Consider the following 26593-nt stretch of genomic DNA (forward strand, 5'->3'; position numbering starts at 1 on the left):
CATGCAATCGTCCTGTAAAATCCTAGTCAACAGGAAAAACACCTTAGCCTTACATGCTAAGCTAGATCAATTCGCCATCGCCCTTCGGCCCTAGCCTCCAAAGGATGTCCTCATGCCGTATGATACTGAATCGCGCCGCGCCATCGATTTGCAAACCTATGCGAATGAAGCTGCGACCGTTGAACGGCTAAAGGCCGAGGCGGGCCTCAGGCCCGAGGACCGCGCCCGCATCTGCGCCCGTGGCGCCGATCTGGTCCGCGATATCCGCGGTCAGTCCGATCCCGGCCTGATGGAAGTTTTCTTGGCAGAATATGGCCTCTCGACCGATGAGGGCATCGCGCTGATGTGCCTTGCCGAGGCGCTGCTGCGCGTGCCCGACGCCGAAACGATCGACGCGCTGATCGAGGACAAGATCGCCCCCAGCGACTGGGGCAAGCATATGGGGCACTCCACCTCGCCGCTGGTCAACGCCTCGACATGGGCGCTCATGCTCACCGGCAAGGTTCTGAAAGAGGACAAGAAGGGCCCCGTCGGCCATCTGCGCAGCGCGATCAAGCGCATGGGCGAGCCTGTGATCCGCACCGCCGTCGCCCGCGCGATGAAGGAAATGGGCCGCAACTTCGTGCTGGGCGAGAATATCCAGAACGCGATGGAACGCGCCGCCAAGATGGAGAAGAAGGGCTTTACCTACTCCTACGACATGCTGGGCGAGGCTGCGCGCACCGACCGCGACGCGACGCGTTATCACCTCAGCTATTCCCGCGCCATCAGCGCCATCGCGCAGGCCTGCACGCATGACGACATCCGCAAGAACCCCGGCATATCGGTCAAACTCTCGGCGCTGCATCCGCGCTATGAGGTCGCGCAGCGCGAGCAGGTGATGGATATCCTCGTGCCGCGCCTGCGCTCTCTTGCCCTTCTGGCGAAATCGGCTGGCATGGGCCTCAATATCGACGCCGAAGAGGCCGACCGCCTTGCCCTCTCGCTCGACGTGATCGAGACCGTGATGGCCGAGCCTGCGCTGGCTGGCTGGGACGGCTTTGGCGTGGTCGTGCAGGCTTACGGTCAGCGCGCGGGCCATGTGCTGGATTTCCTTTACGACCTCGCCCAACGCCTTGACCGCCGCATCATGGTGCGCCTCGTCAAGGGTGCCTATTGGGATACCGAGATCAAGCAGGCCCAGGTCGAGGGCATCGACGGCTTTCCCGTCTTCACCTCCAAGGCCGCGACCGACGTCAGCTACATCGCCAATGCGCGCAAGCTGCTGTCGATGACGGACCGCATCTATCCGCAATTCGCCACGCATAACGCCCATACCGTCGCCGCCGTGCTGGACATGGCGACCGATACCGAGGCGTTCGAATTCCAGCGCCTGCATGGCATGGGCGAGGCACTCCACAAGATCGTCATGGAAAAGCACGGCACCCGTTGCCGCATCTATGCCCCCGTCGGCGCGCATCGCGACCTTCTGGCCTATCTCGTCCGCCGCCTTCTGGAGAACGGCGCGAATTCCAGCTTCGTCAACCAGATCGTCGACGAGGATGTCGCGCCCGAGATCGTCGCCGCCGACCCGTTCCACATGGTCGAGCAGGAGCGCGTTCCGCTGGCCACCGGCCCCGAGCTTTTCCTGCCCGAGCGCGTGAATTCCAAGGGATTCGACCTCAAGCACCAGCCGACGCTGGAAGCGATCGAGGCCGCGCGCGCGCCATTTGCCACCCATGAATGGGCCGCCGCGCCCCTTCTGGCGGCCGAGGCGAAATCCGAAAAGGCCGTCCGCGTCGAAAACCCCGCCGATCCGGCGGACGCCCCCGGTACGGTTGCCCATGCCAGCACCAGAGACATCGAGACGGCGCTGAGCAATGCCGCCAAATGGGATGCCTCCGCCGAGAAGCGCGGCGAGATCCTGGGCAAGGTCGCGGATCTCTACGAGGAAAACTTCGGCGAGATTTTCGCGATCCTGCACCGCGAGGCGGGCAAGTCGCAGCCCGACGCCGTGGCCGAACTGCGCGAGGCGGTGGATTTCCTGCGCTATTACGGCGCCAACGCGCCTGATACCGGCCCGGTCGGCACGTTCACCTGCATCAGCCCTTGGAACTTTCCGCTGGCCATCTTTACCGGCCAGATCGCCGCGGCACTTGCCGCTGGCAATGCTGTCCTTTCCAAACCGGCCGAGCAGACGCCCCTGATCGCGCATTTCGCCGTGGGCCTCATGCACGAGGCGGGCGTGCCGAAGACGGCCCTGCAACTTCTGCCCGGCGGCGGCGAGGTGGGCGCGGCCCTGACCTCGGACGCGCGCGTCGATGGTGTGGCCTTCACCGGCTCGACCGCGACGGCGATGAAGATCCGTTCTGCCATGGCAAAGAACCTCGCCCCCGGTGCGCCGCTGATCGCCGAGACCGGCGGCATGAATTGCATGATCGTCGACAGTACAGCGTTGCCCGAACAGGCGGTCGCGGCCATCATAGAGTCGGCATTCCAGTCCGCTGGCCAGCGCTGCTCGGCGCTTCGCTGCCTCTATGTACAAGAGGATATCGTCGAGGAATTCTCCAAGATGCTGATCGGTGCGATGGAGGCACTCAACATCGGCAGGCCCTGGGATCTCAGCACCGATTGCGGCCCGGTCATTGACGAGACCGCCCGTGCAGGCATCGCCGAGCACATCCAGCAGGCCCGCGCCGAGGGACGCCTGATCCACGAGCTCAAGACGCCCAATGCGGGCACCTATATCGCCCCCACGCTGATCCGTGTGAACAGCGTCGGCGATCTGGAGCGCGAGATCTTCGGCCCCGTCCTGCATATGGCGACCTTCGGCGCGACCGAACTGGACACCGTGATCGAAGAGATCAACGGCACCGGATACGGCCTGACCTTCGGCCTGATGACGCGCATCGACGATCGCGTGCAATACGTGACCGAGCGGGTGCAGGCGGGGAATATCTACGTCAACCGCAACCAGATCGGCGCGATCGTGGGCAGCCAGCCCTTCGGCGGCGAGGGCCTGTCGGGCACCGGCCCCAAGGCGGGCGGGCCACACTACCTGCCGCGCTTTACCGCGCATCCCGCGCCCGTGGCGGGCGACGATTGGGAAGGCGTGATGAAGCCCAAGGAAATTCAGGCCGTGCTCGACAAGGCCAGGAGCCTTGAGATGACGCCGCGCGAGGATCAGCTGATGCCGGGGCCAACGGGCGAGTCGAACCGCCTGACCAGCCACGCGCGCAAACCGCTGCTCTGCATGGGTCCGGGCCGCGAGGCCGCGCAGGCGCAGGCCCGCGCCGTGATCGGACTTGGCGGCCTTGCCGTCGAGGCGACGGGCACCATCCCGCCCGAAGCGCTAACATCGCTCACCGGCTTTTCCGGCGCGCTCTACTGGGGCGATGCCGAAAGGGCGCGCCCCTATGCACAGGCGCTCAGCGAGCGGACAGGCCCGATCCTGCCGCTGATCACGGGACTGCCGGATTCGGGCTATGTCCTGAACGAGCGTCACGTCTGCGTCGACACGACGGCGGCGGGCGGCAATGCCGCGCTTCTGGGCGGCACAAGCTGACTTGACCAGACCCGGACATGGGGCCAACGTGGCCCCATGTTCCCCATTCGCGATCATAACCCCTCGGCGCGCACGCCCTATGTGACCTATGCGCTGATGGCCGCGAATATCGGCATATTCCTCAGCTATTGGCCCCTCTTCAACGATCCGCAGGCGCTCAATGGCTTTTTCGTGACCTGGGCGATGGTCCCGGCCAAGATCACCTATGGCGGCAGCTACGAGACGCTGGTCAGCTCCATGTTCCTGCATGGCGGATGGATGCATCTGGCGGGCAACATGCTGTTCCTGTGGATCTTCGGTGACAACCTGGAGGATGAGATGGGGCACGCCCCCTTTCTGACCTTCTACCTGGCTTGTGGCTTCGGCGCAGGGCTGGCGCAGTTGCTGGCCGAGCCATTGTCGCTGGTGCCGATGGTGGGCGCGTCGGGCGCCATCGCTGGTGTGATGGGCGGCTACCTTCTGCTTTTCCCCAAGGCCAAGGTAGATATCCTCATCATCATCGTCTTCCTCGTGCGGATTCTCCCCATTCCGGCATGGCTGATGCTGGGATTATGGTTCGCCTTCCAGGTATTTGGCGGCCTCTCGACCCCCACCGGTGCGGGCGGCGTCGCCTATTGGGCGCATGCGGGCGGCTTTGTGATCGGCACGCTGCTGACCGTACCGCTTCTGATCAGGCTGGGCGGTGTGCGTTTCTGGGCGCGCACCGGCGGCCATCCCCCCCATCCCGAGGCGCGCTATGCCTATAGCCGCACGCGCATTCCGAAAGTGAGGCGAAAATGAAAGCGACATGCCATTGCGGCGCAGTAGAACTACGCGTGACTCTGACGGACGGGCTGAACACCGCCCGCCGCTGCGACTGCAGCTTTTGCGCCCGGCGCGGAGCTGCAGCGGTCAGCGCGCCTCTCGATGGGGTCGAGGTGGTGCGCGGTGCGGACAAGCTGACGCTCTATACTTGGGGCACCGGCACGGCAAAGCATTACTTCTGCTCGATCTGCGGGATCTACACGCATCACCGCCGCAGGTCCGACCCGAACAGTTACGGGATCAACCTAGGCACGCTGGAGGGGGTAAATCCCCGGGATCTGGGCGAAATCGGCTGGGTCGACGGGATCAACCACCCGGCGGACCGATAGCTTACTGGTTGCGGATGATCTTGGCGAATTTGCCGAAAACGGCATTGTTGGCGCAGATTACCGCGCCTTCGTCCAAGATCTCGCGCCCCTCGGTCATCGGCTCGACCAACGCGCCCGCCTCCTTGGCGATCAAGAGGCCCGCGGCCATGTCCCACGGCTTCAAACGACGCTCCCAAAAGCCGTCATAACGGCCAGCGGCGACATAGGCGAGGTCCAGCGACGCCGCGCCGAACCGGCGCACACCCGCCGTCGCGGGCAAAAGCCGCGCCAGATCCTGCAACGTGTGCGGCAGGTCCGAACGGCCGCCAAAAGGCAGGCCCGTGGCGAAGATGCTCTCGATCAGCTTGTCACGGCCCGAAACGCGCAGGCGCGATTCGTTCATCCACGCGCCTTCGCCCTTCTCGGCAAAGAACAGCTCGTCCTTCGAGGCGTCATAGACCACGCCCGCAACCACCTGCCCCTTATGCTCGAGCGCAATGGACACCGCCCAATGCGCGAGGCCATGCAGGAAGTTGGTGGTGCCATCCAGCGGATCGACAATCCAGCGGCGGGTGGGGTCTGTGCCCGGCTCCTCGCCGCCCTCCTCGGCCAGCCAGCCATAGGTGGGGCGCGCGTTCATCAGCTCGGATTTGATGATCTGCTCGGCCTGGATATCGGCGCGGCTGACAAAATCGCCCGCGCCCTTCATCGACACCTGAAGATTCTCGACCTCGCGAAAGTCCTTGGCCAGCGCACGCCCCGCCTTGCGGGCCGCCTTCATCATCACGTTGAGATTTGCGCTGAGTGCCATGGGTCTGGTCCTATTCTCGGGTTCAAGCCGCGCGTATAAGCGCCCCGTGACTGGCCCGCAAGGGGACTGCCCGCGTCCGGCCCGTCAAAGCGGTGCGCGATTGATCGCGGAGAGTGCGTCATTCGTATCGAGAATAAGCCCGCGGATACCGCGTATGCCCATCGCCTCAAGCCGTTCGGTATGCATCTTGAGATATGCCTTGGCACTTTGTTCATCTTCAAAGATGTAGATTCCCCCCGCCTTGCCGTTCTGCCGGTCTTCGGTCCAGATTTTCCAGATCATACCCGGCTCGTCGTTGATCGACTTGGCCAGGTCAGCCATGGCCTCGGCCATTTCGGCCCCAAACGGCCCGTCAAAGTCGAAGTCCACCTGCAACAGTTTTGTCATCGTCAGTCCTTTCGGAATTTCATGAAAGATAGGTTAGGGCCGCCATAAATTTTCGCGGGACGCAAGACCTTCGCGCGCGTCACCCCTCACCGCCTCTGCAATTTCACCGGGATCTCGCGAGCCAGCTTCAACAAATGCGCCATGAAGGGTTTCGCCGCATCGTCATCGCGGATCGCCGCATAGAGCCGCTTGGTCAGGCCGTTTTCGGTGATGGGCCGCACCACGTAATCCGTGCTGGTGCGCAGCTCGCGCACGACCCAGTCGGGCAGAACCGCAACACCGCGATTGCTGGCCACCAGAAGCAGGATGACCGCCGTCAATTCCACCTGCCGGATGGCGGCAGGCTCGACCTTGGCAGGCGTCAGAAGTTCGGTAAAGACATCGAGGCGCGAGCGGTCGACCGGGTAGGTGATCAGCGTCTCGCCCCGGAAATCCTCGGCCTCGACAAAGGGCTTCTGCGCCAGCGAATGCAGGGCAGAGGCCAGAAAGACCGGCTCGTAATCGAAAAGCGGTTTGAACCCGATGCCGCGCAGCGCCTCGGGGTCCGAGGAGATGACCAGATCCACCTCCTCTTTTTGCAGCGCAGGCAGCGCGTCAAAGGCGAGGCCGGGGCGGATATCAACATCGACCTCGGGCCAGGTCTTGCGAAATGCCTCCAGCACCGGGAAAAGCCATTCGAAACAGGCGTGACACTCGATCGCGATATGCAGGCGACCCGAGCTGCCGTCGCGCACGCCCGAAAACTCGGCCTCCAGCGCCTCGATCTCGGGCAGCACCTTGTTGGCGACGCGCAAGAGGCGCAGGCCCGCCGCCGACAGCGTCATGGGCCGCGAGCGGCGCACGAACAGCTCGACCCCCGCCTGGTCCTCCAGCCCCTTGATCTGATGGCTCAGCGCACTTTGCGTGATGTTCAACTGATCCGCCGCTTTGGCCAGCCCGCCGCAGGCATGGATGGCGCGGATCGTGCGCAGATGCCGGAACTCGATATGCATCTAGTAGCTCGCCTCATATTGATCGTGAATATTATGAATTTGCGTAATCTATGCCCAATTGCCACAAAGGCTCAACACTTTAGACAGGAAATCAGTCATGACCGCGCCCAACGTCTCTTTCGAGTTCTTCCCGCCGAAATCGCTCGAGGCGTCGTTTCGCCTTTGGGATACCGTACACACGCTGGCCCCGCTGCAGCCGCGCTTCGTCTCGGTCACCTATGGCGCCGGTGGCACCACCCGCACCCTGACGCGCGAGGCGGTCAGCACGCTGCACGGCGCGACCGGCCTCAACGTCGCCGCGCACCTGACCTGCGTCAACGCCACGCGGGACGAGACGATGGGCATCGCCGATGAGTTCCACGCCGCTGGCGTGCGCGAGATCGTGGCGCTGCGCGGTGATGCGCCGAAGGGCAGCGGCGGGTTCAAGCCACATGAGGATGGCTTCAAGGACAGTTGCGAGCTGATCAGCGCCCTCAAGGAGCGTGATCAGTTCACCATTCGCGTCGGCGCCTACCCCGAGATCCACCCCGAGGCCGCGGACGCGGACGCGGATGTGGAATATCTCAAGCGCAAGTTCGAGGCGGGCGCGGACGAGGCGATCACGCAATTCTTCTTTGATGCGGATACCTTCCTGCGCTTTCGGGATCGCTGCGCGGTGGCGGGCATCGACAAGCCGATCATTCCCGGCATCTTCCCGATCGAGAACTGGCAGGGCGCACGCCGTTTTGCGCAGTCCTGCGGAACCACGGTTCCAGACTGGCTGGATGCGGCCTTCACCACCGCCGAGCGGGACGACCGCAGTGATCTTCTGGCCATCGCCCACGCGACCGAGATGTGCTCGAAACTGATGGATCATGGCGTGAAAGACTTGCATTTCTACACGCTGAACAAGCCCGAGTTGACGCGCGACATCTGCCATGCGCTGGGCGTGACCCCCAAGGTGGAGCTGCGCGACGTCGCCTGACGCCTGCCACGGTCACACCGCAGCGCCGCCCCGCCCCAAGGGCGGCGCTGTTCCATTTCGCGCCGTCTCATGCACCGCTTCGGACGGATCACCCCCGACCTGCCGACGCGCGCGCAACAAAAACAGCCAACCCCAGCCGCGCCACGTGCCGACCGATGGCGCGCGCACATCGCATTGCAAGCCGTCCCGCCAATCCTCGGGCAGGGGCAGCCCCGCCGCCGCGCCCCGCTCCAGCATCCAGACCAGCGGGATATTGGCCAGAGGGCGGGCTGGCTCGAACCCCATCAAATGCCCGCCGACATCGCCATGAGCGCCGCGAAACCACATCTGCTGCACATCGTTGCAGGTATCGGGCACCGTCCACCACAGCACGGGGCGATAGGCGACGCGCGTCTCTTCCAGCGCCAGCGCGTGATACCCGTGCCGGACGGATTCCCCCAATTCATGGGAATGAAACTCGTAAGACGCCGCCCCCCAGCGCCAGAGGATCGGCAGGCGCAAGCCCAGCGCCTTGACCGTATCAAAGACGCCGACCATCTCGATCGGCACGGCGTCATGGCAACGTGCCCGGCGATGCGCGCGCAGCACATCGGCGGAGGGTAGTGTGCGATAATACCGCCAAGCCAGCAGCACATTCCGCTCCATCGCCTCTTCCTGGCGCAAAAGGCCAACAGTTTCGATGGCCCCGGCGAGTGAGCGCACGGCATAGGCCCCGCGCGAGAACCCGATCAGGTAAATCGTATCTCCGGGCCGATAGCGGCTGGCAAGATGGCCGTAGGCACGCCGGATCTGGCGATGAATTCCGCGCCCCATCATCACGCCCAGCGTGCTGCGCCAGTCCTGCCATTGCAGCCCGGCCTCGTAATAGAGGTTCAGATGCGCGCCCCGCCGCCGCGACAGGATGCGATAGATGCGGCCTGCATTGCTCTCGTCGCCGGGCACCAGCGACGACATCGTCCCGTCCAGAATGACCACATGGGCAATCGCGCCGCGGCGCGCATGGCCGCCCTCGCGCCCGGCGCGCAGATGCTCTTCACCGCCGGGCAGCAGTTTTTCGTATAGCCGCCGGATCCATCTGCGCAACGCCATGACAGCCTCCTTCGTCCCCTGCCCCGTAAACGATGTCGCATCATGCGGCGCGGCTCAAGCCACGGCGCACCACCCCAGCTTTTTCTTGGAGAAAATACCCATGATCGGCAGCAGCAGCCTAGCGCCCCGACAGCCACCCCACGCGCGCAAAAAGGCCCAGCAGCACACCACCCAGCCCGACGAGCAGAGTGCAGACAACCCAGAAGGCATATGGCGCAGTCGCGCCCGGTATCCCGCCCACATTGATGCCCAGCAGGCCCGTGATCAGGCCAAGCGGCAAGAATACGGCAGTAACCACCGATAACAGCAGCATCTGCCGGTTCATCGCCTCGGCGCGCGCGTCGCTGATATGGTCATGCACCACCTGCGCGCGGTCGCGGATCGCGTCCAGCTCTTCGGCAAGGCGCGTGACCCGCTCGGTCGCCTCGCGCAGGGCGCTGCGTTGCAACGCATCGATCCACGGAAGCGGCTCGATTTCCAGCGTGCTCAGCGCGTCGCGCTGGGGAAACATGTAGCGCCGCAGCTGGATCGCGACTCGCCGGATCTCGGCCAACTCGCGCCGGGGCGGCGCGATGGAGCCAATATCGACCTGGTCTTCCAGATCGTCGATGCGCTCATTGAGGTCCGCCACCACAGGCTCCGCCCGATCTGCCAGCCTGAGGGCCAGTTGCGCGATCACCTCGGACGGGGCAGCCGGGCCGGTGCCGCCCTCGCAATGCTCCAGCAGGTCCAACACGGCCTGGCTGGGGCGGCGCGTCAGCGTGACGATGCGGCGCGGCCCGGCCCAGATGCGCAGGCTGACCATATCCTCGGGGTCCTCGCCGGGGTTCAGGTTGACCCCGCGCAGGTTCATCAGCACTCCGCCCTGATAGAGCGTGCAGCGCGGACGGGTCTCCTCGGCCATTAGCGCACCCGCGATGATGTCATCCCCGGCCAGCGCCTCCAGCCACGCGCCATCCTCTCCCGGCGACTGGCGCACGTGGATCCAAAGCGACGTGCCTTCGGGCAAATCCTGCATCGCGGTGTTTTCAGGCGCGACACGCTGCGCGCCGCCTTTCCCGTCCAGCTGGATCGCTGTCATTTCATGCATAATGCCTCCGTCGCCACCACACGCTGCGCCGCGCCATTGAACGCCAGCGCGCCGCGCGGGGCCAGCCTTGATTTCAGTGCGCGGATGTCTGGCGGGCTTCCCCTTGGGCGGCGAATTGGCTAAGCCAAGCGCAAGGCGAAAAGGAGCACTCCCATGGCGATGGAAAAGACATTCGATGCGGCCGAGGCCGAGCAGCGGCTCTACGAGGCGTGGGAGACATCCGGCGCCTTCAAGGCAGGCGCGAACGCGGCCCCCGGCGCCGAGCCGTTCAGCATCATGATCCCGCCGCCCAACGTCACGGGCAGCCTGCATATGGGCCACGCGTTCAACAACACGCTGCAGGATATTCTTGTCCGCTGGCACCGCATGCGCGGGTTCGACACGCTCTGGCAGCCGGGCACCGACCACGCCGGCATCGCCACGCAGATGGTGACCGAGCGCGACATGGCTGCGAATGGCGAGCCGACGCGCGTCGAGATGGGCCGCGAAGCCTTTATTGAGCGTGTCTGGGAGCAGAAGGTCAAATCACGCGGCACCATCATCGGTCAGTTGAAACGCCTTGGCGCTTCTGCCGACTGGTCGCGCGAGGCCTTTACCATGGGCGGCGCGGCGGGTGATCCCGAGAAGGGAAGCGGCCCCAATTTCCACGACGCGGTGATCAAAGTCTTTGTCGACATGCACGACAAGGGGTTGATCTATCGCGGCAAGCGGCTGGTCAACTGGGATCCGCATTTCGAGACGGCGATCTCCGATCTCGAGGTCGAGAACGTGGATGTCGCAGGGCACATGTGGCACTTCAAATACCCGCTCGCGAACGGTGCGACCTATGAATATCTGGAGAAGGACGAAGACGGCGAGGTGATCTTCCGCGAGGAGCGCGATTACATTTCCATCGCCACGACCCGCCCCGAGACGATGCTGGGCGATGGCGCGGTGGCCGTGCACCCGTCGGACACGCGTTATGCGCCCATCGTGGGCCAGATGTGCGAGATTCCCGTAGGGCCAAAAGAGCATCGTCGCCTCATCCCCATCATTACCGACGACTATCCCGACCAAGATTTCGGCTCGGGCGCGGTCAAGATCACCGGCGCGCATGATTTCAACGACTACGCCGTGGCCAAGCGCGGCGGCATCCCCTGCTATCGCCTGATGGACGCCCGCGCGCAGATGCGTGACGACGGCGCGCCCTATGCCGACGCCGCCGCATTGGCGATGGAGGTGGCGCGCGGCGAGCGGACGCTGGACGAGGCTGAGGTCGATACGATCAACCTCGTGCCCGACCACCTGCGCGGGCTGGACCGGTTCGAGGCGCGAAAGCGCGTGATCGAAGAAATCACCGACGAGGGCCTTGCCGTGATGACGCAGGCGCATGATCCGCGTCTGGGGTCCGCCGCCGCCAAACCTCTGGCCCCCGAGGAGGGCGGCGAGGCACGCGAGGATACGCTGGTGCCGCTGGTCGAGGCCAAGCAGATCATGCAGCCCTTCGGCGATCGCTCCAAGGTGGTGATCGAGCCGATGCTGACCGACCAGTGGTTCGTCGATACGCATCAGATCGTGCAGCCGGCGATTGATGCCGTCCGCTCGGGCGAGGTGACGATCATGCCCGAGAGCGACCGCAAGGTCTATTTCCACTGGCTCGAGAATATCGAGCCGTGGTGCATCTCGCGGCAGCTCTGGTGGGGGCATCAGATCCCGGTGTGGTACGGGCTGGATCTGGAGCGCGGGGCGTTTCGCGATGACGAGGGCGACGGCGCGCTCGATCTGGTCGAGATGCAGCGCCTTCTTTGGGATCAATCCATGCCGCCGGGCACCGACCGCTACCATGCCGCGCCCGATTTCGAGGGGCTGGGGGCCAAGTTCGACGATGTGCTGGCCAGCCTGCCGACGCCGCTGAACCACGCACGCCTTGTCGAGGTCGCAAGCCGCGAGGACGCGATGCATCGGCTGGCCGAGAGCCTGGCGGAATATGTTGCCAGCCAGGACCCGACGCAGCTGGTCTATCCCGTCTGGCGCGATGCGGACGTGCTCGACACTTGGTTCTCCTCCGGCCTCTGGCCCATCGGTACGCTGGGGTGGCCCGAAAGGACGCCGGAACTGGCGCGCTATTTCCCCACATCGACGCTGATCACCGGCTTTGACATCATCTTCTTCTGGGTCGCCCGGATGATGATGATGCAATATGCCGTGGTCGGGCAGAAGCCGTTTTCTCATGTCTATGTCCACGCCCTTGTCCGCGACGAGAAGGGCAAGAAGATGTCAAAGTCCCTGGGTAACGTTCTGGACCCGCTGGAGCTGATCGACGAATACGGCACCGATGCCGTGCGCTTTACCCTGACGGCGATGGCCGCGATGGGGCGGGATCTGAAGCTGTCGACGCAGCGCATCGCAGGCTATCGCAATTTCGGCACCAAGCTCTGGAATGCCGCGCGTTTTGCGGAGATGAACGGCGCGACTCCGGCGGATCTGGGCGATGCGTATTCTGTCGATACTCTTCCGACCCCGAACGAGACCGTCAACAAGTGGATCATCGGCGAGACCGCCAAGGTCCGCGCCGAGGTGGATGCCGCGCTGGCGGCCTATCGGTTCAACGATGCTGCCAATGCGCTTTATGCCTACGTCTGGGGCAAGGTCTGCGACTGGTATGTCGAGTTTTCCAAGCCGCTGCTGATGGACGGCACCGATGCGGTCAAGCGCGAGACGCAGGAGGTGATGGCCTGGGTCATCGACCAGTGCCTGATCCTACTGCACCCCATCATGCCCTTCGTGACCGAAGAGCTGTGGGGCAGTCTGGGCAAGCGCGACAAGATGCTGATCCACGCCGACTGGCCGACCTATGGCGCCGAGGCCGTGGATACGGCGGCGGACCGCGAGATGAACTGGGTGATTTCCCTGATCGACGCGGTGCGCAGCGCGCGCGCGCAGATGCATGTGCCCGCGGGTTTGAAAATTCCGCTACTGGCAACCTCGCTGGATGACGCCGGCCGTGCCGCGTGGGACCGGAACGAGGCGATGATCCTGCGCCTCGCGCGCATCGAGGGGCTGAGCCATGTCGATGCCTTCCCAAAGGGCTGTGCCACGGTGGCGGTCGAGGGCGGCACATTTGGCCTGCCATTGGCCGATATCATCGACGTGGACGCCGAAAAAACGCGTCTGGAAAAGACGCTGGGCAAGCTCGACAAGGAGATCGGCGGTCTGAAAGGGCGCGTGAACAACCCAAAATTCGTGGCGTCGGCACCTGAAGACGTCGTCGAAGAGGCGCGCGAGAATCTGGCCTTGCGCGAAGAAGAGGCCGATACCTTGCGCGCGGCCCTTGCCCGGCTGCAAGAACTGGGCTGAGGATGACCCGCCGGGGGACAGCCCTCCGGCGGGGCCAGAACCATCACAGCATTCCCTCCTAACAATGGAGTGTGTCAGTTACATACGCTTTGACAGCGCGAAAATTGATGCGCGGCAGTTACTCCGACATGGAACTCTGACCCGGCCGCACGCGTTAACGCTACTAAGTTCCAAATACTTGAAGGGAGAAATCTTATGAAATTTGACTTCAGAAAAATCGCACTCGCCAGCGCGATCGGCCTTGGCATGGGATCGGCCGCGATAGCGCAGGATACCGTCCGCGTCGCCACTGACCCCAGTTTTGTGCCTTTCGAGATGATGGATCAGGACACCGGTGAAATGACCGGGTTCGATATGGATATCATCCGTGAGATCGGCAAGCGAGCCGGATTTACACCGGATATCAACACGATGGATTTCAACGGCATCATTCCTGCGCTGCAGACTGGCAACGTGGACATCGCGATCGCCGGCATGACCATCACTGAGGAGCGCAAGGAGATCGTCGATTTCTCGGACCCCTATTACGATAGCGGTCTGCAGATCCTCGTCGGCAGCGATCAGGACGGCGTCAAGGAAATCGGCGATCTGGAAGGTATGAAGATCGGCACCAAGATTGGCTCGACCAGTTACGACTTTTTGACCGAGAAATTCGGCGATAGCGCCACGGTAACGCCCTATCCGGGCTCGGCCGACATGTATATGGCGCTGATGGGCGGCAGTGTCGACGCCGTGTTCTACGACGCACCGAATGTCGGCTACTTCTCGCAGACCCGCGGCGAAGGCCAAGTCAAGGTCGTCGGCCCGCTCTATGAAGGTCAGCAATATGGCATCGCCTTCCCGCAGGGTAGCGACCGTGTGGACGCCGTGAATGAGGCACTGGCCTCCATGCGCGAAGACGGCACTTACGACGAAATCCATGCCAAATGGTTTGGCAAGAGCGAGTAATAAGGCAGGCGATCGCTGCATAAAGTATGAACGATCATACGCGAGATATCAGCCGTGCGATAACGCGGCTCCGCCTCCCCGGGGATGCATCTTCGGGGAGGCTTTCACGTCAACGGACATTTTTTGCACCGGAGCCTGATTTGTGAATTCATCCTTTCAATTCGACTGGCAGGCGGCCTTTGCCTCCATTCCCTACCTGTTAGAGGGCATTCCCTACACGTTGCTGATTTCATTCGGCGGTCTTGCCATCGGTTTTGTCATCGGCATCATTTTCGGCCTCATGCGCATCAGCCCTACCGCATGGCTACGCGTACCGGCGATCACGTATATTGAGGTTTTCCGCGGCACACCCGTTTTGGTGCAAGTCCTGTTCATCTTCTATGGCCTGCCGCAGCTTCTGGGCGGGCCGATCGACGCGCTGACAGCCGGTATCGCTGCCATCGCGGTCAACTCGGGCGCCTATATCTCGGAGGTCGTGCGCGGCGGTGTGCAATCCATCGAGCGCGGTCAGCGCGAGGCTGGCGTGTCATTGGGCCTGTCGCGGTTTCAGACATTTCGCTACATCATCTGGCCGCAGGGCTTTCGCCGCATGATCCCGGCGCTGGGCAATCAGGCCATCATCAGCATCAAGGACACATCCCTCTTTGCTGTCATCGGCGTGGGCGAGTTGGTACGCCAAGGACAGATCTACATCGCAACGACATTCAACGCGCTGGAAGTCTACTTGATGGTCGCGCTGATGTATCTGGCGATCACGCTGACGTTGTCGCTATGTCTGCGCATGCTTGAACGCAAGGGGCTGGTTGGACAATGAGCAAGGAAAACATGAGCAAGAACGGCTCGAAGCCCATCGTCAAGATGGAAAAGCTGAACAAGCATTTCGGCACCCTGCACGTGCTGAAGGACGTCGATCTCGAGGTTACGCCCGGCGAGGTGGTCGTGATCATCGGTGCCAGCGGTTCGGGCAAATCGACGCTGATCCGCTGCATCAATGGTCTGGAAGAATTCCAGTCCGGGAGCCTCGACGTGGACGGCAAGGAGCTTTTGCCGCACGGCAAGGCGACAAAGGCGCTGCAGACGATCCGCACCGAAGTTGGGATGGTGTTTCAGCAGTTCAACCTGTTTCCACATATGACGGTTCTGGACAACGTCACGCTTGCCCCGATGAAGGTGCGCGGCGCCAGCCGCGACGAAGCGGAAAAAACCGCGCGCCGCCTGTTGGAGCGTGTCGGCATTTCCGATCAGGCCGAAAAGCACCCCAGCCAGCTATCGGGCGGTCAGCAACAGCGCGTCGCCCTCGCCCGCGCACTGGCGATGGAGCCGCGGCTGATGCTGTTTGACGAGCCGACATCGGCGCTCGACCCCGAGATGATCGGTGAAGTGCTGGACGCGATGCGCGAGTTGGCCCGCGAGGGCATGACCATGGTCATCGTGACGCATGAGATGACATTCGCCCGCGAAGTCGCCGACCGTGTGGTCTATATTCACAGCGGCGAGATCGTCGAGGAAGGCACGCCCAAAGAAGTCTTTGACAATCCGCAGAACGAGCGCACGCAGAGCTTCCTTGCGCGGGTGCTGACGCACTAGACGGAGAGCGCTGCTGCGGGCGATCCTCAACCACGTGGCGAGGCAAAGTATTCAGCGCGTGGAACATCTCATGTGGCGCAGCACAAAGACGCTGCGGTTGGTGCCTTGTTGCATAGGCGCGATCCGTCACCTACCAGTTGAGTCTCGTATCGAGGCTCGCAAACATGCTGACGATCTTCTTGGCCATCGCGCCGGTTTTTGCCCTGATCCTGATGGGCTATGGATTGCGGCGCGGAGGGATCCCGTCGACCGAATTCTGGAACCTCAATGACCGGCTGGTCTACTGGGTTCTGATGCCGGCGCTCTTCTTCGCCAAGATCTCGGCGGCCGACCTCAGCGGTGGGCTGGGCGATTACGCAGTCCTGCTCTACGCCGGTTTTTTCGCCGCAATCCTGTGCGGATGGCTCTTGGGACGCATGTTTGCCGCGCCGCAGGCCAGCTCGCTCTTGCAGGGTAGCGCGCGGTTCAACACGTTCATCGGCCTCGCCATTGCCGAGGCCCTTTTCGGCACCACGGGGCTGCAGATCGCAGTCCTTGGATCCGCCTTTCTGGTCCCCGTGGTGAATGTCACGGTCGTCACATTGATGACGCGGCAACTGGGCGGCGGCGGCAAGTCGATCCTGCGCGGACTGGCGAAAAACCCCCTCATCCTCAGCATTGCAGTCGGAGTTCTGTTCAACTTTGCCGGGCTGAACGAGGTTCCGGTTCTGCATGACATCGCCCGCATCCTCGGCAACGCGGCATTGCCGATCATGCTGCTCTGTGTCGGGGCCAATCTCAAGATCAGAGGGCTATCGGGGTCCGTTCGGATCATCAGCCTTTCGGTAATCGGCAAGTTTCTGATCAACCCAGCGGCAATCATACTGGCGGCAGCGGTCCTCCACCCCGACCCGCTGGCCGTCCAGATCGCCCTGATCTTTGCGGCGCTCCCCACTGGCGTTGCCAGCTATACGCTTGCGCGCGAATTGCGCGGTGACGCGCCCCTGATGGCCGCAATCATCACGACGCAAACCTTGCTGAGCTTCCTCACTTTACCGCTGACACTGCTCATCGGGCAGGCCGTATTGTCCCTATGATACAAAGCCACAGCTGATACAAAGCCACAGCGGCACTGCCTGCTGATGTGGGTTCATCGCCGCGATGCCGGATGCATTTGCGATCTTGCGGAATGCGCCCTAACAGTGGGCCATCATGGCTTTATGAGGCAATGACATGCTGATCCGTGTCGGCGACGAGCGCACCAAGAGTATCGACTTGGCCCTGGCCGGGCTGCTGTCATGCGTGGCCGGCGCGCTCAACGCTGTCGGCTTTCTGGTCGCGGGATCGTTCACTGCGAACATGACAGGAAACGTGTCGATGTTTGCCGAATATCTCGCGCAACGCGAAGTTTTCATCGCCCTGTCCTTTGCGGGGCTGGTCGCTGCGTTCATCCTGGGCGCGGGGGTGGCCGCATTCGGGATAAAAACCGGCGAGAAACGCCAAAACCGCTCGGTCTACGCGCTGGCGATCGCCGCCGAAGCGGTGATCCTTCTGGCTCTGAGCCTTGCCTTGATCCTGCATCCCTCCAGCGCGGAAGAGGCATATCTCATATCCGTCCTGAGTTTTGTGATGGGCTTTCAGAATGCCGTGACAACGGTAATATCCCGCGCGCGCGTGCGAACCACCCATGTCTCGGGGATGGCGACGGATGTGGGCATTGAACTGGCGGCAATGCTGGACGGCCCGAGCGCGCGGCGCGAAACCCTGCCCAAGCTCAAGCTTCACAGTCTGACCCTCGTCAGTTTTGCAGCGGGAGGCATCTGCGGCGCAATCCTGTTCTGGCTGACCGGATACTGGCTGTTCGTGGTCGCAGCGGGAATATTGCTATGCATCGCATCGCCCGAGATAATCCGCGCGCGTCGCGGCTAGGCGGACCCTGATAGGGCCACGTATCCAGATCCGCGCGGATCTCCACCACCTTCGATTGTGGCGCGGAAAAAATTCCGGTGACCTGAGTACTGCCCATGTCACTCACACCGAAGTGTTGAAGTGCGACTCGCGATTGCAACCGCTGTCGGCCTTATGGGCAATGCCCCCCTTTGCGCAGGACCAGATGCATGAGGTCAACGACAACGCGGCTATGTCCGGTGTCGAGATCAACGCCGACAGGGGCGATGACCTCGACGTCCTCGACACGGCTGGCCGCAAGATCGGCGAGGTCGAAGAGGTGGCCGGTCCGGACCGTGACACCCCTGAGGCGCTGGTCGTCGATTTCGAGGATGAGATTACTGACTATGGTGACGAGGACCGGGTGCTTCCGCTCAGCGTCTTCACCTTCGACGGCAACGCGACGCTCCTTGCCGATGGCACCGACATCAAACGCGCGCCGATCTGGCGCGACTGACCTGATCCGCCGGAGCGCGCTCGCCCCAGACTCAACTCCGGTCACGGCCGCTTTTACTCAGGCGGCCTTGGTATCGCTCTCCTCTCGGCGGGCAGCGGGGAACATCATATAGTAAAGCACAGGCGCCGCGATCAACGTGAGGATACTGGCAAAGCCGAGGCCGCCCATGATGGTGACCGCCATAGAGGCAAAGAACGCATCCCAAAGGAGCGGGACCATCCCGAGGATCGTGGTGATCGCCGCCAGCATGACAGGCCGCAGGCGCGAGGTGGACGCCTCGACCACCGCGCGGCTGAAGGGGACGCCATCGGCGCGGGTCAGATCGATCTCCTCGACCAGCACGATGCCGTTTTTCAACAACATTCCCGAGAGGCTGAGAAGACCCAGAAGCGCGGTGAACGAAAACGGCAGACCCGTCCCCAGCAGGCCGATCGTCACGCCGTTGACCGACATCGGAACCAGCAGCCAGACGATGAGCGGTTGGCGCAGCTTGCCGAAGAGGAAGATCGAGATCAGCACCATGATCAGCAGAGAGACCGGCAGGCGCGAGCCAAGCGACGTTTGCGCCTCGGTCGAGTTCTCATACTCGCCACCCCATTCAAGGCTGTAGCCTTCGGGCAGCTCCAGCGCCTCGACCGGGCCGCGGATATTGCTGAAAATCTCGGCCGAGTTCACGCCCGCGGGCACACCTGCCATGACGGTTATCGTGGGCAAACGGCCACGGCGCTGGATCAGCGTATCCTCGGCAGCATAGTCGAACCCGTCAATCATCTGCTCCAGCGGGATGAAACTGCCCGCTGCGGTGGAGTAGACGGGCTGCCCCACCAGACGCGAGCCATCCGCGCCATCAGCGCCCGGCGCGCGCAGCACGATGGGGATAAGGCGCGAGTTTTCGCGGTAGGTTCCGGCGGAGGCGCCATCGGTCGCGTATTGCAGCGCGCTGGCCAGATCGCTGCGCGTGACGCCAGCCGTCTTGGCGCGCCCGTCATTATAGAGGGGTCGGATCACCATCTCGCGTTCGCGCCAGTCGGTGCGCAGATCCTGCAGGCGGTCGCTGGCCCCGCGCATCCGGTCCTCGACCTCGGATGCCAGGCGCCGCAGCACATCGGCATCCGCGCCCGAGATCCGCGCCGCGATGGGCGCACCGCCGCCGGGGCCAAAGGCCAGCCGCTCGGTCCGGAATTCGCCCTCGGGCAGGTTGGCGCGCCCGAATGCCTCCAGATCGTCGCGCAGCGGCGGGATCTGGGCCAACGTATCGGTGCGGATAATGAGATGGCCATAGGTGGGCAGGCTCTCCTCCGGCGCGTAGGTCAGCATGAAACGCGAGGCACCGCCGCCGATGAAGGTGGAAACCGAGACGACATCGTCGCGGGCGGTCAGCCAATCCTCGACGATCCGCATGTCGCGCGAGGTAGCCTGGATCGACCCGCCCTGAGGCAGCTTGTAATGCACGTAGAACAGCGGCGTGTTGCTGTCGGGAAAGAACTGCTGCTTGACCTGACCAAAGCCCCAATAGCAGGCGGCGGTCAGCACGATCAGCCCCGCAATCACCAACCAGCGCAGCCGGATCGCGCCACGCAGCAGCGCGCTGTAGGCGCGAAAGACCGGCCCATTATAGGCGCCGCCCGCCTCGCCGCCGCCAACCTTGAAAAGGTAGTAACCCAGAAGGGGCGTGGCCGTGATCGCCAGGACCCAAGACAGCAGCAGCGAGATACCGATGACGGCGAAGAGCGAGAAGAGGAACTCGCCCGTGGCGTCCGGGCTGAGGCCGATCCCGGCAAAGGCCATGATGCCAATCACCGTCGCCCCTAGGAGTGGAATTTGCGTCTTGTCGGCGGTCCGCTCGGCGGCATCGGGGGCGGATTTGCCCTCGGCCATGTCGCCCTGCATGCCTTCAGCCACGACGATGGCATTGTCCACCAGCATCCCCATGGCGATGATCAACGCGCCCAGCGAGATGCGCTGCATCTCGATCCCGAAGATGGCCATGAAGAACACGGTCCCGACCACGGTCAGGAGGAGCGTCACTCCCACCACCACGGCAGCGCGCCAGCCCATGAAAAGCGCGAGCACCACAATCACGATCAGGACCGACATCGCGAGGTTCAGCAGGAAATCCGAGGACGCCTCATCTACCACCACATGCTGCTGATAGATGGGATGCAGATCGACGCCGACAGGAATATCCGATTGCAGCCGGGCAAGGCGCGCATCGACGCGCGCGCCGACATCGACGATGTTCAGCCCCTCCTTGCCGGAGATGCCGATGGTGAACGCCTCTTGCCCGTCATGGCGGATGATCATCGACGGGTTCTCGACCCGCCCGCGCGTCACGGTGGCAAAGTCGGTGAGGCCAATCAGCTCGCCGCTGACGCCGATGGTCAGATCACGGATGGCATCGACGCTGGTCGAGCCGGAAGGCGCATCAATCCGGATATTCTGGCCCGCTTGCTCGGCGGCGCCTGCGGCGACCACGGCGGTCACCTCGCGGATCGCACCACGGATCGCATCCGGCGGCACGCCCAGATTGGCGGCAATGGCGCTGTCCGGCTCGACGAAGATCGCTTCTTCGGGCAAGCCCGCCAACACTACATCGGCCACGCCGTCCACGGACAGAAGCTCACGCCGCAGGAAATCCGCGATGTCGTGGATTTCGGCGTCCGAGAAACCGGGGGCTGTGACCGCGTGGAAGATGCCATAGACATCCCCGAACGTGTCATTGACCAGCGGCGTGCCTGCGCCGGGCGGTAGCGCGCCGCGCGCATCGGTGACGCGGGCGCGCAGGCGGTCCCAGACTTGCGGCAGCTCGCTTCCGTCATAAGTGCTGGCGATTTCGACGTCGATCCGACTGATGCCGGGCTTGTTCGACGAGGTGATCGTGTCCACCTCGGCCATCTTCTGGATGGCCGATTCCAGCGGCTCGGACACCTCGCGCGCGACCTCGGCGGCGCTGGCTCCGGGATACTGCGTGATGACGATGGCGTTCTTGATGGTAAAAGAAGGATCCTCGAGCCGGCCGATCGTGGCAAAGCCCCAGATGCCGCCCAGAAGGCAGCCCAGCATCAGAATCCATGTCAGCAGAGGACGAGCAATGGCGCCGCGGGCGATCGCTAGGCTCATTGCGTCAGCCCCTTGAACCGGCGCACCTTCTGCCCGTCGCGCAACTGCGCCGCGCCGGCGGCAACGATTTCCGTACCCGGCTCCGGCCCTTCGGTCACCCGCACCTGCGTGTCGTCGCGCATCTGGATCGTGACAGGCGTCCAGACGACAGTGCCCTGATCGGCGTCCTCTTCGGTGGGGTTAAACACCATCAGCCCCGGCTGGCGGTCCGCATCGAAGGTCAGCGCCGTGTCGGGGACCAGCATCTGATCGCCCTCCATCCGGTCCCCGCGAGCCGTCACGGTGACCGATGCGCCGGGCAGGACCCAGTCAGGCACATCGCCGGGAAAGCCCAGTGTGATCTCATAGGTCTGGGCCACATCGGCAGTCTCGGCCTCGAATTCGCGCAGGACCAGCGGGAAGGTCTCATCCGTGCCGGGAAACGTCGCCTCAAAGGTCACTTTCTGCGAGCGTCCGCGCCGGAACAGAACCTCGGGGACCGACACATCGACCCGCAATTCGGACATGTCATGCAGAAGGACGACCGGCTCGCCCGCGGCAATGGTGGTAAAATTCGCGACCTCGCGCCGCGCGACCAGCGCGTCGAACTGCGATGTCAGCGTTGCGTCCTCCAGCGCCTCCTGAGCCTCCTCGGCGCGGATGCGGGCCAGATCGGCTGTGGTGCGCGCGTTGCGCACCTCGACCTCGGAGACGGCGTTGCCGGCCAGTTTTGACAGCCGCTCGACATCGCGCTGCGCCTTCTCCAGATCGACCTGCGCGCGCGCCACCTCGCGCTCGAACGCTGTCAGGTCAAGCTGCGCAATCAGATCGCCCTTCTCCAGCGGCGCGCCTTCTGCGACCGGAAACTGCGTTACCTGTCCGCTGACCTGAAAGGCGAGATCCACTGTCTCGCGCGCCCGGACGCGGCCATAGAACTCACGCTCCCTTGTGCCTGCGCCTTCCTCCAACGTCATCAGCTTGACGGGACGTAGCGGCTGCTCTGGCGCGTCATCGCTTTCCTGCGCGGCGGCAGGAGAAGCGAGAACAGCCAAGAGGGACAGAAGGGCGAAGGCCTTTTTCATGACAAGGGATCCTTTGCGCAGACTCGAAAGCCGGGATTGGCTTGATATGGGGCAAAGCTGTCCCATGTCGAGCGTGGATGATAGCAATCAGCGCGTTACCTAACAGCGTAGCGCGCCATGAACATGGTGACCGCAGCGCCCGAGACGCGGCGGATATCCTCCTCCGACGGGCTCTCGCCGATACCGCAGAGGCGGCGCGAAAAGAGGTCGGTCTTGCACAGCTCGGCCAGTTGGTTGGCCGCCATGTCAATATCCTCGATGCTCAGCGCACCGCGCTGGACATACCCGTCGAGGATCGCACCCAGCCGTTGCATCAGCATCCGGGGTCCGGAGGCATAAAACCTTTGGCCCAGTTCAGGAAAGCGATGGCTTTCGGCCACGCAGATGCGGTAGATCTGCTGCCCGAAATCCGACAGAAAGAAGCGCGTGATCCGATCCGCCAGCTCGCTCAGCGACGCCTCGACCGGGGCAGCGGGGTCGATCTCGGCCATGGCGGAGGCGGCCTGACGGTCGCATTCGATCCGCGCCACTTCAGAAAAGAGCAGCCTTTTGTCCGAGAAATAACTGTAGAGCGTCGCCTTGGACACGCCAGCCACACGTGCGATGTCGTCGACATTCGCCCCGTCAAAGCCGTCGCGCATGAACACTTCGCGCGCGCCGTCCAGCACCTGATCGAACTTGCGCCCTTTTCGGATCTCGCTGCTCTGTGCTGTCATGTTGCCGCCCCGAATTTTGCGCCAACCTAAAGCGCGCAGCCTGCCCGATGCAAGCGCGCCGCAATTGACGCCGCGCGCGCGCCTGCTACCAAGGGGAATGGCCGCGATTTTCATTCAGACCTTGCCGTTCTTCTTGATCATCGCGCTGGGATACGGCGCGGGGCGCAGCGGTTTTTTCACCCCCCAGGCGACGGCTTACCTCACGAAGTTTGTCTTCTACTTCGCGCTCTCGGCCATGCTCTTGCGCTTTTCGGCCAATCTCAGCCTGCGCGAGGTCTTCGATCTTCCCTTTGTGCTGGCCTATCTCAGCGGCACGGCGGTGATCTATGTGCTGGCCACGGGCGCCGCGATCCTGCGCGGTTGCCCCGCCGAGGAAGCTGCCGTCGAGGCGCAATGCGCCGTCATAGGCAATGTGGGGTTTCTGGGCATTCCCATGCTGGCCATGCTGATGGGCGAGGCGGCGATCGTTTCGGTGATGATGGTGCTGGCGGTCGATCTGATCGTCTTTGGCGCGCTGATCGTGATCGTGATCACGGGCACGCGCGACGGGCGTATGCGGCCGGCCGTCCTGATCACCGTGGGCATCGGCCTGCTAAAGAACCCGATGATCGTGTCGATCGTGCTGGGCCTGACATGGTCGGCCCTGCGCCTGCCCATTCCGGGCCCGGTGAACGAGTTTCTGATCATCCTCGGCGGCGCGGCGACGCCCGGCGCACTCTTTGCCATCGGTGCCTCGCTGGCGGGTAAATCGGCAGAGCGGCCTTATGCTGCGGGCTGGCTGAGCTTTTGCAAACTGGTGCTGCACCCCGCCGCCGTCGCCATCGCCGCGCTCTGGATCTTTGACGTGGCGCCCTATGCGGCGGCGGTGATGATCGCGGCGGCTTCCCTGCCGGTGGCCGGCAATGTCTACATGCTGGCGCAGCATTACGGCGTCGCGCCGCAGCGGGTCTCGACTTCGATCCTGATCTCGACGGTGCTGGCAGCCGTGACGGTTTCGCTGGTGATCGGCTGGGTGCAGCCGCTTTATTAGGGGCGATTTTTAGCCGTTTCGCCGTTCGCAACCGGCTGTTAATCATCTATGTGACAACGAGGACATCAAGAGGAGCGCCACGATGGAGACGAAATCGGAAAACGCCTGTTTTGGGGGCATTCAGGGCGTCTACAGTCACGCCTCCAAGGCGACGGGCACTGACATGACATTTGGCCTCTTCCTGCCCGCCGAGGCGAAGGACGGCCCGGTGCCAGTGCTGTGGTACCTTTCGGGCCTCACTTGTACCCATGAGAACGCCATGACCAAGGCGGGCGCCCAAGGCTGGGCGGCCGAGCAGGGCATAGCCGTCATTTTCCCCGACACCTCTCCGCGCGGCGATGGGGTCGCCGACGACGACGCCTTCGACATGGGCCAGGGCGCGGGTTTCTACCTGAATGCCAGCCAAGAACCGTGGGCCAAGCACTTCCGGATGTGGGATTACATCGCCGAGGAACTGCCCACGCTGATCGGCGCCGAGTTCGCCGTGGACATCGAGCGGCAGTCGATCACCGGCCACTCGATGGGCGGGCACGGCGCGCTGACGCTGGCGATGGGCCTGCCGGGGCGCTACCGCTCGGTCTCGGCCTTCTCGCCCATCTGCAATCCCGCTAACAGCGATTGGGGCCGCAAGCAGTTCACCGGCTATCTGGGCGAGGACGAAGGCAAATGGGCCGCGCATGATGCCAGCCTCCTGATGGCGGAAAAGGGCTTTGACGGGCCGATGCTGGTGGATACCGGCACCTCCGATCAGTTCCTCGACCTCCTGCGCCCCGAAACGCTGGCCGAAGCCGCCGCCAAGCGCCGCCAGCAAGGCATCATCCGGATGCAGCCCGGCTATGATCACAGCTATTTCTTCGTCTCGTCCTTCATGGAGGATCACGTGACGTTCCACGCCGAGGCACTTTATGCGGGATGAGACCATGGGTCGGTACGATCTGATCATCATCGGCTCGGGTCCCGCGGGCCGCGCGGCGGCGATCCAGGCGGGCAAGCTGCACCGCCGGGTGCTGGTCATCGACCGCAAGGACCGGCTGGGGGGCGTTTCGGCCCATACCGGCACGATCCCGTCCAAGACGCTGCGCGAGACGGTGCTGAACCTCTCGGGCTGGCGCGAGCGCAGCTTTTACGGGCGCTCCTACCGGGTCAAGGACGATATCGGCGCCGAGGATCTGCAGGCCCGCCTGCACAAGACCGTCGATTACGAGGTCGACGTTCTGGAGCATCAGTTCAACCGCAACCATGTCGAAACGCTCTATGGCATGGCCAGTTTCGTCGGCCCGAACGAGATCGAGGTGCAGGTGGATGCGGGTCAGACCACGCGCCTGACGGCGGGCAAGTTCCTGATCGCCACGGGCACCAAGACCTATCGGCCGGATACATGCCCCTTCAACGGCACCACGGTCCTGGACAGTGACGAGTTCCTGAAACTGGAGACAATCCCGCGCAGCCTGACGGTGATCGGCGCGGGTGTGATCGGGGTGGAATATGCCACCATGTTCTCGGCGCTCGATGTGCGCGTCACGCTGATCGAGCCGCGCGAAACCTTCCTCGACTTCATCGACCAGGCCATCGTCGACGATTTCACCCACCAGATCCGCGAGAACGGCGTCGATCTGCGCCTCGGCTCGCCCATCGAGAGTATCACCGACGCGGGCCGTCACGTCGAGGTCGCGCTGGAAAACGGCCGCCATGTGCGCAGCGATATGCTCCTCTTTGCCGCCGGACGGATGGGCGCAACGGCACGGCTGGGCCTCGATAAGGCTGGCCTCACCACGGACCATCGCGGACGGCTGGAGGTCGAGCGCAAGACCTACCAGACGAAGGTGCCCCATATCTATGCGGCGGGCGACGTGATCGGCCATCCCAGCCTCGCCTCTACCTCGCTACAACAAGGGCGCATCGCCGCCTGTCACGCGCTGGAAACGCCCACTTTGCCCGAAAGCCCGTGGTTTCCATATGGCATCTACTCGGTCCCCGAGATCAGCACCTGCGGCATGTCCGAAGAGGAAATGAACGAGCGCGGCATTCCCTACGAGGTCGGCGTTGCGCGCTTTCGCGAGACCAGCCGCGGCCATATCATGGGGCTGGAGCACGGGATGCTGAAAATGCTCTTCTCGCTCAAGACGCGGCGCGTGCTGGGCGTGCAGATCGTCGGCGAAGGCGCGACGGAGCTGATCCACATCGCGCAGGCGGTGCTGAACCTGAAAGGCACCGTGGATTACTTCGTGCAAAATACGTTCAACTACCCGACGCTGGCCGAGGCCTACAAGATCGCCGGACTGGACGCGTTCAACCGCATGCCGATACCCGAGGAATACAAGGTAGGCCGCAAGACGAGCAAGGCAGGCGCCAAATGACGGACGCTTGCTTTCCGCGTGGAAAGCGGCGCGGAAAACGTATTTTTTCCAAAGGGGCTGGTCCAC

Annotated in this window: 22 protein-coding genes; 14 read left to right on the plus strand and 8 right to left on the minus strand. The window is 63.5% G+C overall.

Going from position 1 to position 26593, the window contains the following annotated elements:
• Nucleotides 1-112 precede the first annotated feature (112 nt).
• Genes putA through ACEWPM_RS15235 form a run of 3 tightly spaced genes read left to right on the plus strand, consistent with a single transcriptional unit; the run spans nt 113 to nt 4677 of the window.
• Nucleotides 113-3544, plus strand: coding sequence for a bifunctional proline dehydrogenase/L-glutamate gamma-semialdehyde dehydrogenase PutA (gene putA, locus ACEWPM_RS15225; protein WP_393962898.1), 3432 nt, complete (start codon nt 113-115; stop codon nt 3542-3544).
• 36 nt (nt 3545-3580) lie between these two features.
• A complete protein-coding gene (locus tag ACEWPM_RS15230; protein ID WP_393962899.1) occupies nt 3581-4324 on the plus strand; it encodes a rhomboid family intramembrane serine protease in 744 nt (247 codons plus the stop codon).
• The gene (locus ACEWPM_RS15235; protein WP_393962900.1) at nt 4321-4677 is read left to right on the plus strand and encodes a GFA family protein; all 357 of its coding nucleotides are present in this window, start codon (nt 4321-4323) and stop codon (nt 4675-4677) included. Before ACEWPM_RS15230 ends, ACEWPM_RS15235 begins: the two co-directional genes overlap by 4 nt.
• A gap of 1 nt (nt 4678) precedes the next feature.
• Here ACEWPM_RS15235 and ACEWPM_RS15240 read toward each other — a convergent pair whose 3' ends face one another.
• The 3 genes from ACEWPM_RS15240 to ACEWPM_RS15250 all read right to left on the minus strand — a co-directional run bounded on the left by ACEWPM_RS15240 (nt 4679) and on the right by ACEWPM_RS15250 (nt 6846).
• Nucleotides 4679-5467: an inositol monophosphatase family protein gene (locus ACEWPM_RS15240; RefSeq protein WP_393962901.1), complete on the minus strand. Its 789-nt coding sequence runs from the start codon at nt 5465-5467 to the stop codon at nt 4679-4681.
• 84 nt (nt 5468-5551) lie between these two features.
• Nucleotides 5552-5854, minus strand: coding sequence for a monooxygenase (locus tag ACEWPM_RS15245; RefSeq protein WP_393962902.1), 303 nt, complete (start codon nt 5852-5854; stop codon nt 5552-5554).
• Nucleotides 5855-5940: 86 nt separating this feature from the next.
• Entirely contained in the window at nt 5941-6846 is a 906-nt protein-coding gene (locus ACEWPM_RS15250) for a LysR family transcriptional regulator (protein ID WP_393962903.1), read from the minus strand.
• A gap of 97 nt (nt 6847-6943) precedes the next feature.
• Between ACEWPM_RS15250 and metF the strand changes: the two genes are divergently transcribed.
• Nucleotides 6944-7810: a methylenetetrahydrofolate reductase [NAD(P)H] gene (metF, locus tag ACEWPM_RS15255; protein ID WP_393962904.1), complete on the plus strand. Its 867-nt coding sequence runs from the start codon at nt 6944-6946 to the stop codon at nt 7808-7810.
• A gap of 12 nt (nt 7811-7822) precedes the next feature.
• On the opposite strand, the gene ACEWPM_RS15260 is transcribed toward metF, so the two are convergent.
• Both ACEWPM_RS15260 and ACEWPM_RS15265 read right to left on the minus strand, forming a co-directional pair.
• Nucleotides 7823-8899, minus strand: a complete 1077-nt coding sequence (locus ACEWPM_RS15260) for a DUF2235 domain-containing protein (RefSeq protein WP_393962905.1) — start codon at nt 8897-8899, stop codon at nt 7823-7825.
• Between the two features lie 118 nt (nt 8900-9017).
• On the minus strand, nt 9018-9989 hold the full coding sequence (locus tag ACEWPM_RS15265; protein WP_393962906.1) for a zinc transporter ZntB: 972 nt from the start codon (nt 9987-9989) through the stop codon (nt 9018-9020).
• 153 nt (nt 9990-10142) lie between these two features.
• On the opposite strand from ACEWPM_RS15265, the gene ACEWPM_RS15270 reads away from it, so the two are divergent.
• The 7 genes from ACEWPM_RS15270 to ACEWPM_RS15300 all read left to right on the plus strand — a co-directional run bounded on the left by ACEWPM_RS15270 (nt 10143) and on the right by ACEWPM_RS15300 (nt 18243).
• Nucleotides 10143-13325 (plus strand): valine--tRNA ligase, encoded by a 3183-nt coding sequence (locus ACEWPM_RS15270; RefSeq protein WP_393962907.1) that lies wholly within the window; start codon nt 10143-10145, stop codon nt 13323-13325.
• Between the two features lie 195 nt (nt 13326-13520).
• Nucleotides 13521-14273: a transporter substrate-binding domain-containing protein gene (locus ACEWPM_RS15275; RefSeq protein ID WP_393962908.1), complete on the plus strand. Its 753-nt coding sequence runs from the start codon at nt 13521-13523 to the stop codon at nt 14271-14273.
• Nucleotides 14274-14415: 142 nt separating this feature from the next.
• On the plus strand, nt 14416-15087 hold the full coding sequence (locus ACEWPM_RS15280; protein WP_393962909.1) for an amino acid ABC transporter permease: 672 nt from the start codon (nt 14416-14418) through the stop codon (nt 15085-15087).
• A complete protein-coding gene (locus ACEWPM_RS15285) occupies nt 15084-15860 on the plus strand; it encodes an amino acid ABC transporter ATP-binding protein (protein WP_393962910.1) in 777 nt (258 codons plus the stop codon). The genes ACEWPM_RS15280 and ACEWPM_RS15285 overlap by 4 nt, the downstream gene beginning before the upstream one ends.
• A 164-nt stretch (nt 15861-16024) precedes the next feature.
• A complete protein-coding gene (locus tag ACEWPM_RS15290) occupies nt 16025-16936 on the plus strand; it encodes an AEC family transporter (protein ID WP_393962911.1) in 912 nt (303 codons plus the stop codon).
• A 136-nt stretch (nt 16937-17072) separates the two neighbouring features.
• Nucleotides 17073-17768 carry a YoaK family protein gene (locus ACEWPM_RS15295; protein WP_393962912.1) on the plus strand — a complete coding sequence of 232 codons (696 nt, stop codon included), beginning with the start codon at nt 17073-17075 and terminating at the stop codon, nt 17766-17768.
• Between the two features lie 160 nt (nt 17769-17928).
• On the plus strand, nt 17929-18243 hold the full coding sequence (locus ACEWPM_RS15300; protein WP_393962913.1) for a PRC-barrel domain containing protein: 315 nt from the start codon (nt 17929-17931) through the stop codon (nt 18241-18243).
• A gap of 57 nt (nt 18244-18300) precedes the next feature.
• Here ACEWPM_RS15300 and ACEWPM_RS15305 read toward each other — a convergent pair whose 3' ends face one another.
• The 3 genes from ACEWPM_RS15305 to ACEWPM_RS15315 form a co-directional block, all read right to left on the minus strand.
• Nucleotides 18301-21363 (minus strand): efflux RND transporter permease subunit, encoded by a 3063-nt coding sequence (locus tag ACEWPM_RS15305; protein WP_393962914.1) that lies wholly within the window; start codon nt 21361-21363, stop codon nt 18301-18303.
• Nucleotides 21360-22424, minus strand: a complete 1065-nt coding sequence (locus tag ACEWPM_RS15310; protein ID WP_393962915.1) for an efflux RND transporter periplasmic adaptor subunit — start codon at nt 22422-22424, stop codon at nt 21360-21362. Before ACEWPM_RS15310 ends, ACEWPM_RS15305 begins: the two co-directional genes overlap by 4 nt.
• A 95-nt stretch (nt 22425-22519) precedes the next feature.
• Nucleotides 22520-23140, minus strand: coding sequence for a TetR/AcrR family transcriptional regulator (locus ACEWPM_RS15315; RefSeq protein ID WP_393962916.1), 621 nt, complete (start codon nt 23138-23140; stop codon nt 22520-22522).
• 97 nt (nt 23141-23237) lie between these two features.
• Here ACEWPM_RS15315 and ACEWPM_RS15320 point away from each other — a divergent pair, with 97 nt between their 5' ends.
• From ACEWPM_RS15320 to sthA, 3 genes are all read left to right on the plus strand, one after another.
• Entirely contained in the window at nt 23238-24170 is a 933-nt protein-coding gene (locus tag ACEWPM_RS15320) for an AEC family transporter (RefSeq protein WP_393962917.1), read from the plus strand.
• A gap of 82 nt (nt 24171-24252) precedes the next feature.
• A complete protein-coding gene (gene fghA / locus ACEWPM_RS15325) occupies nt 24253-25086 on the plus strand; it encodes an S-formylglutathione hydrolase (protein ID WP_393962918.1) in 834 nt (277 codons plus the stop codon).
• 4 nt (nt 25087-25090) lie between these two features.
• Nucleotides 25091-26527, plus strand: coding sequence for a Si-specific NAD(P)(+) transhydrogenase (gene sthA, locus ACEWPM_RS15330; RefSeq protein WP_393962919.1), 1437 nt, complete (start codon nt 25091-25093; stop codon nt 26525-26527).
• Nucleotides 26528-26593 lie beyond the last annotated feature (66 nt).

The organism is Roseovarius maritimus, from assembly GCF_043355895.2.
In the GTDB taxonomy this organism is placed as follows: domain Bacteria; phylum Pseudomonadota; class Alphaproteobacteria; order Rhodobacterales; family Rhodobacteraceae; genus Roseovarius; species Roseovarius maritimus.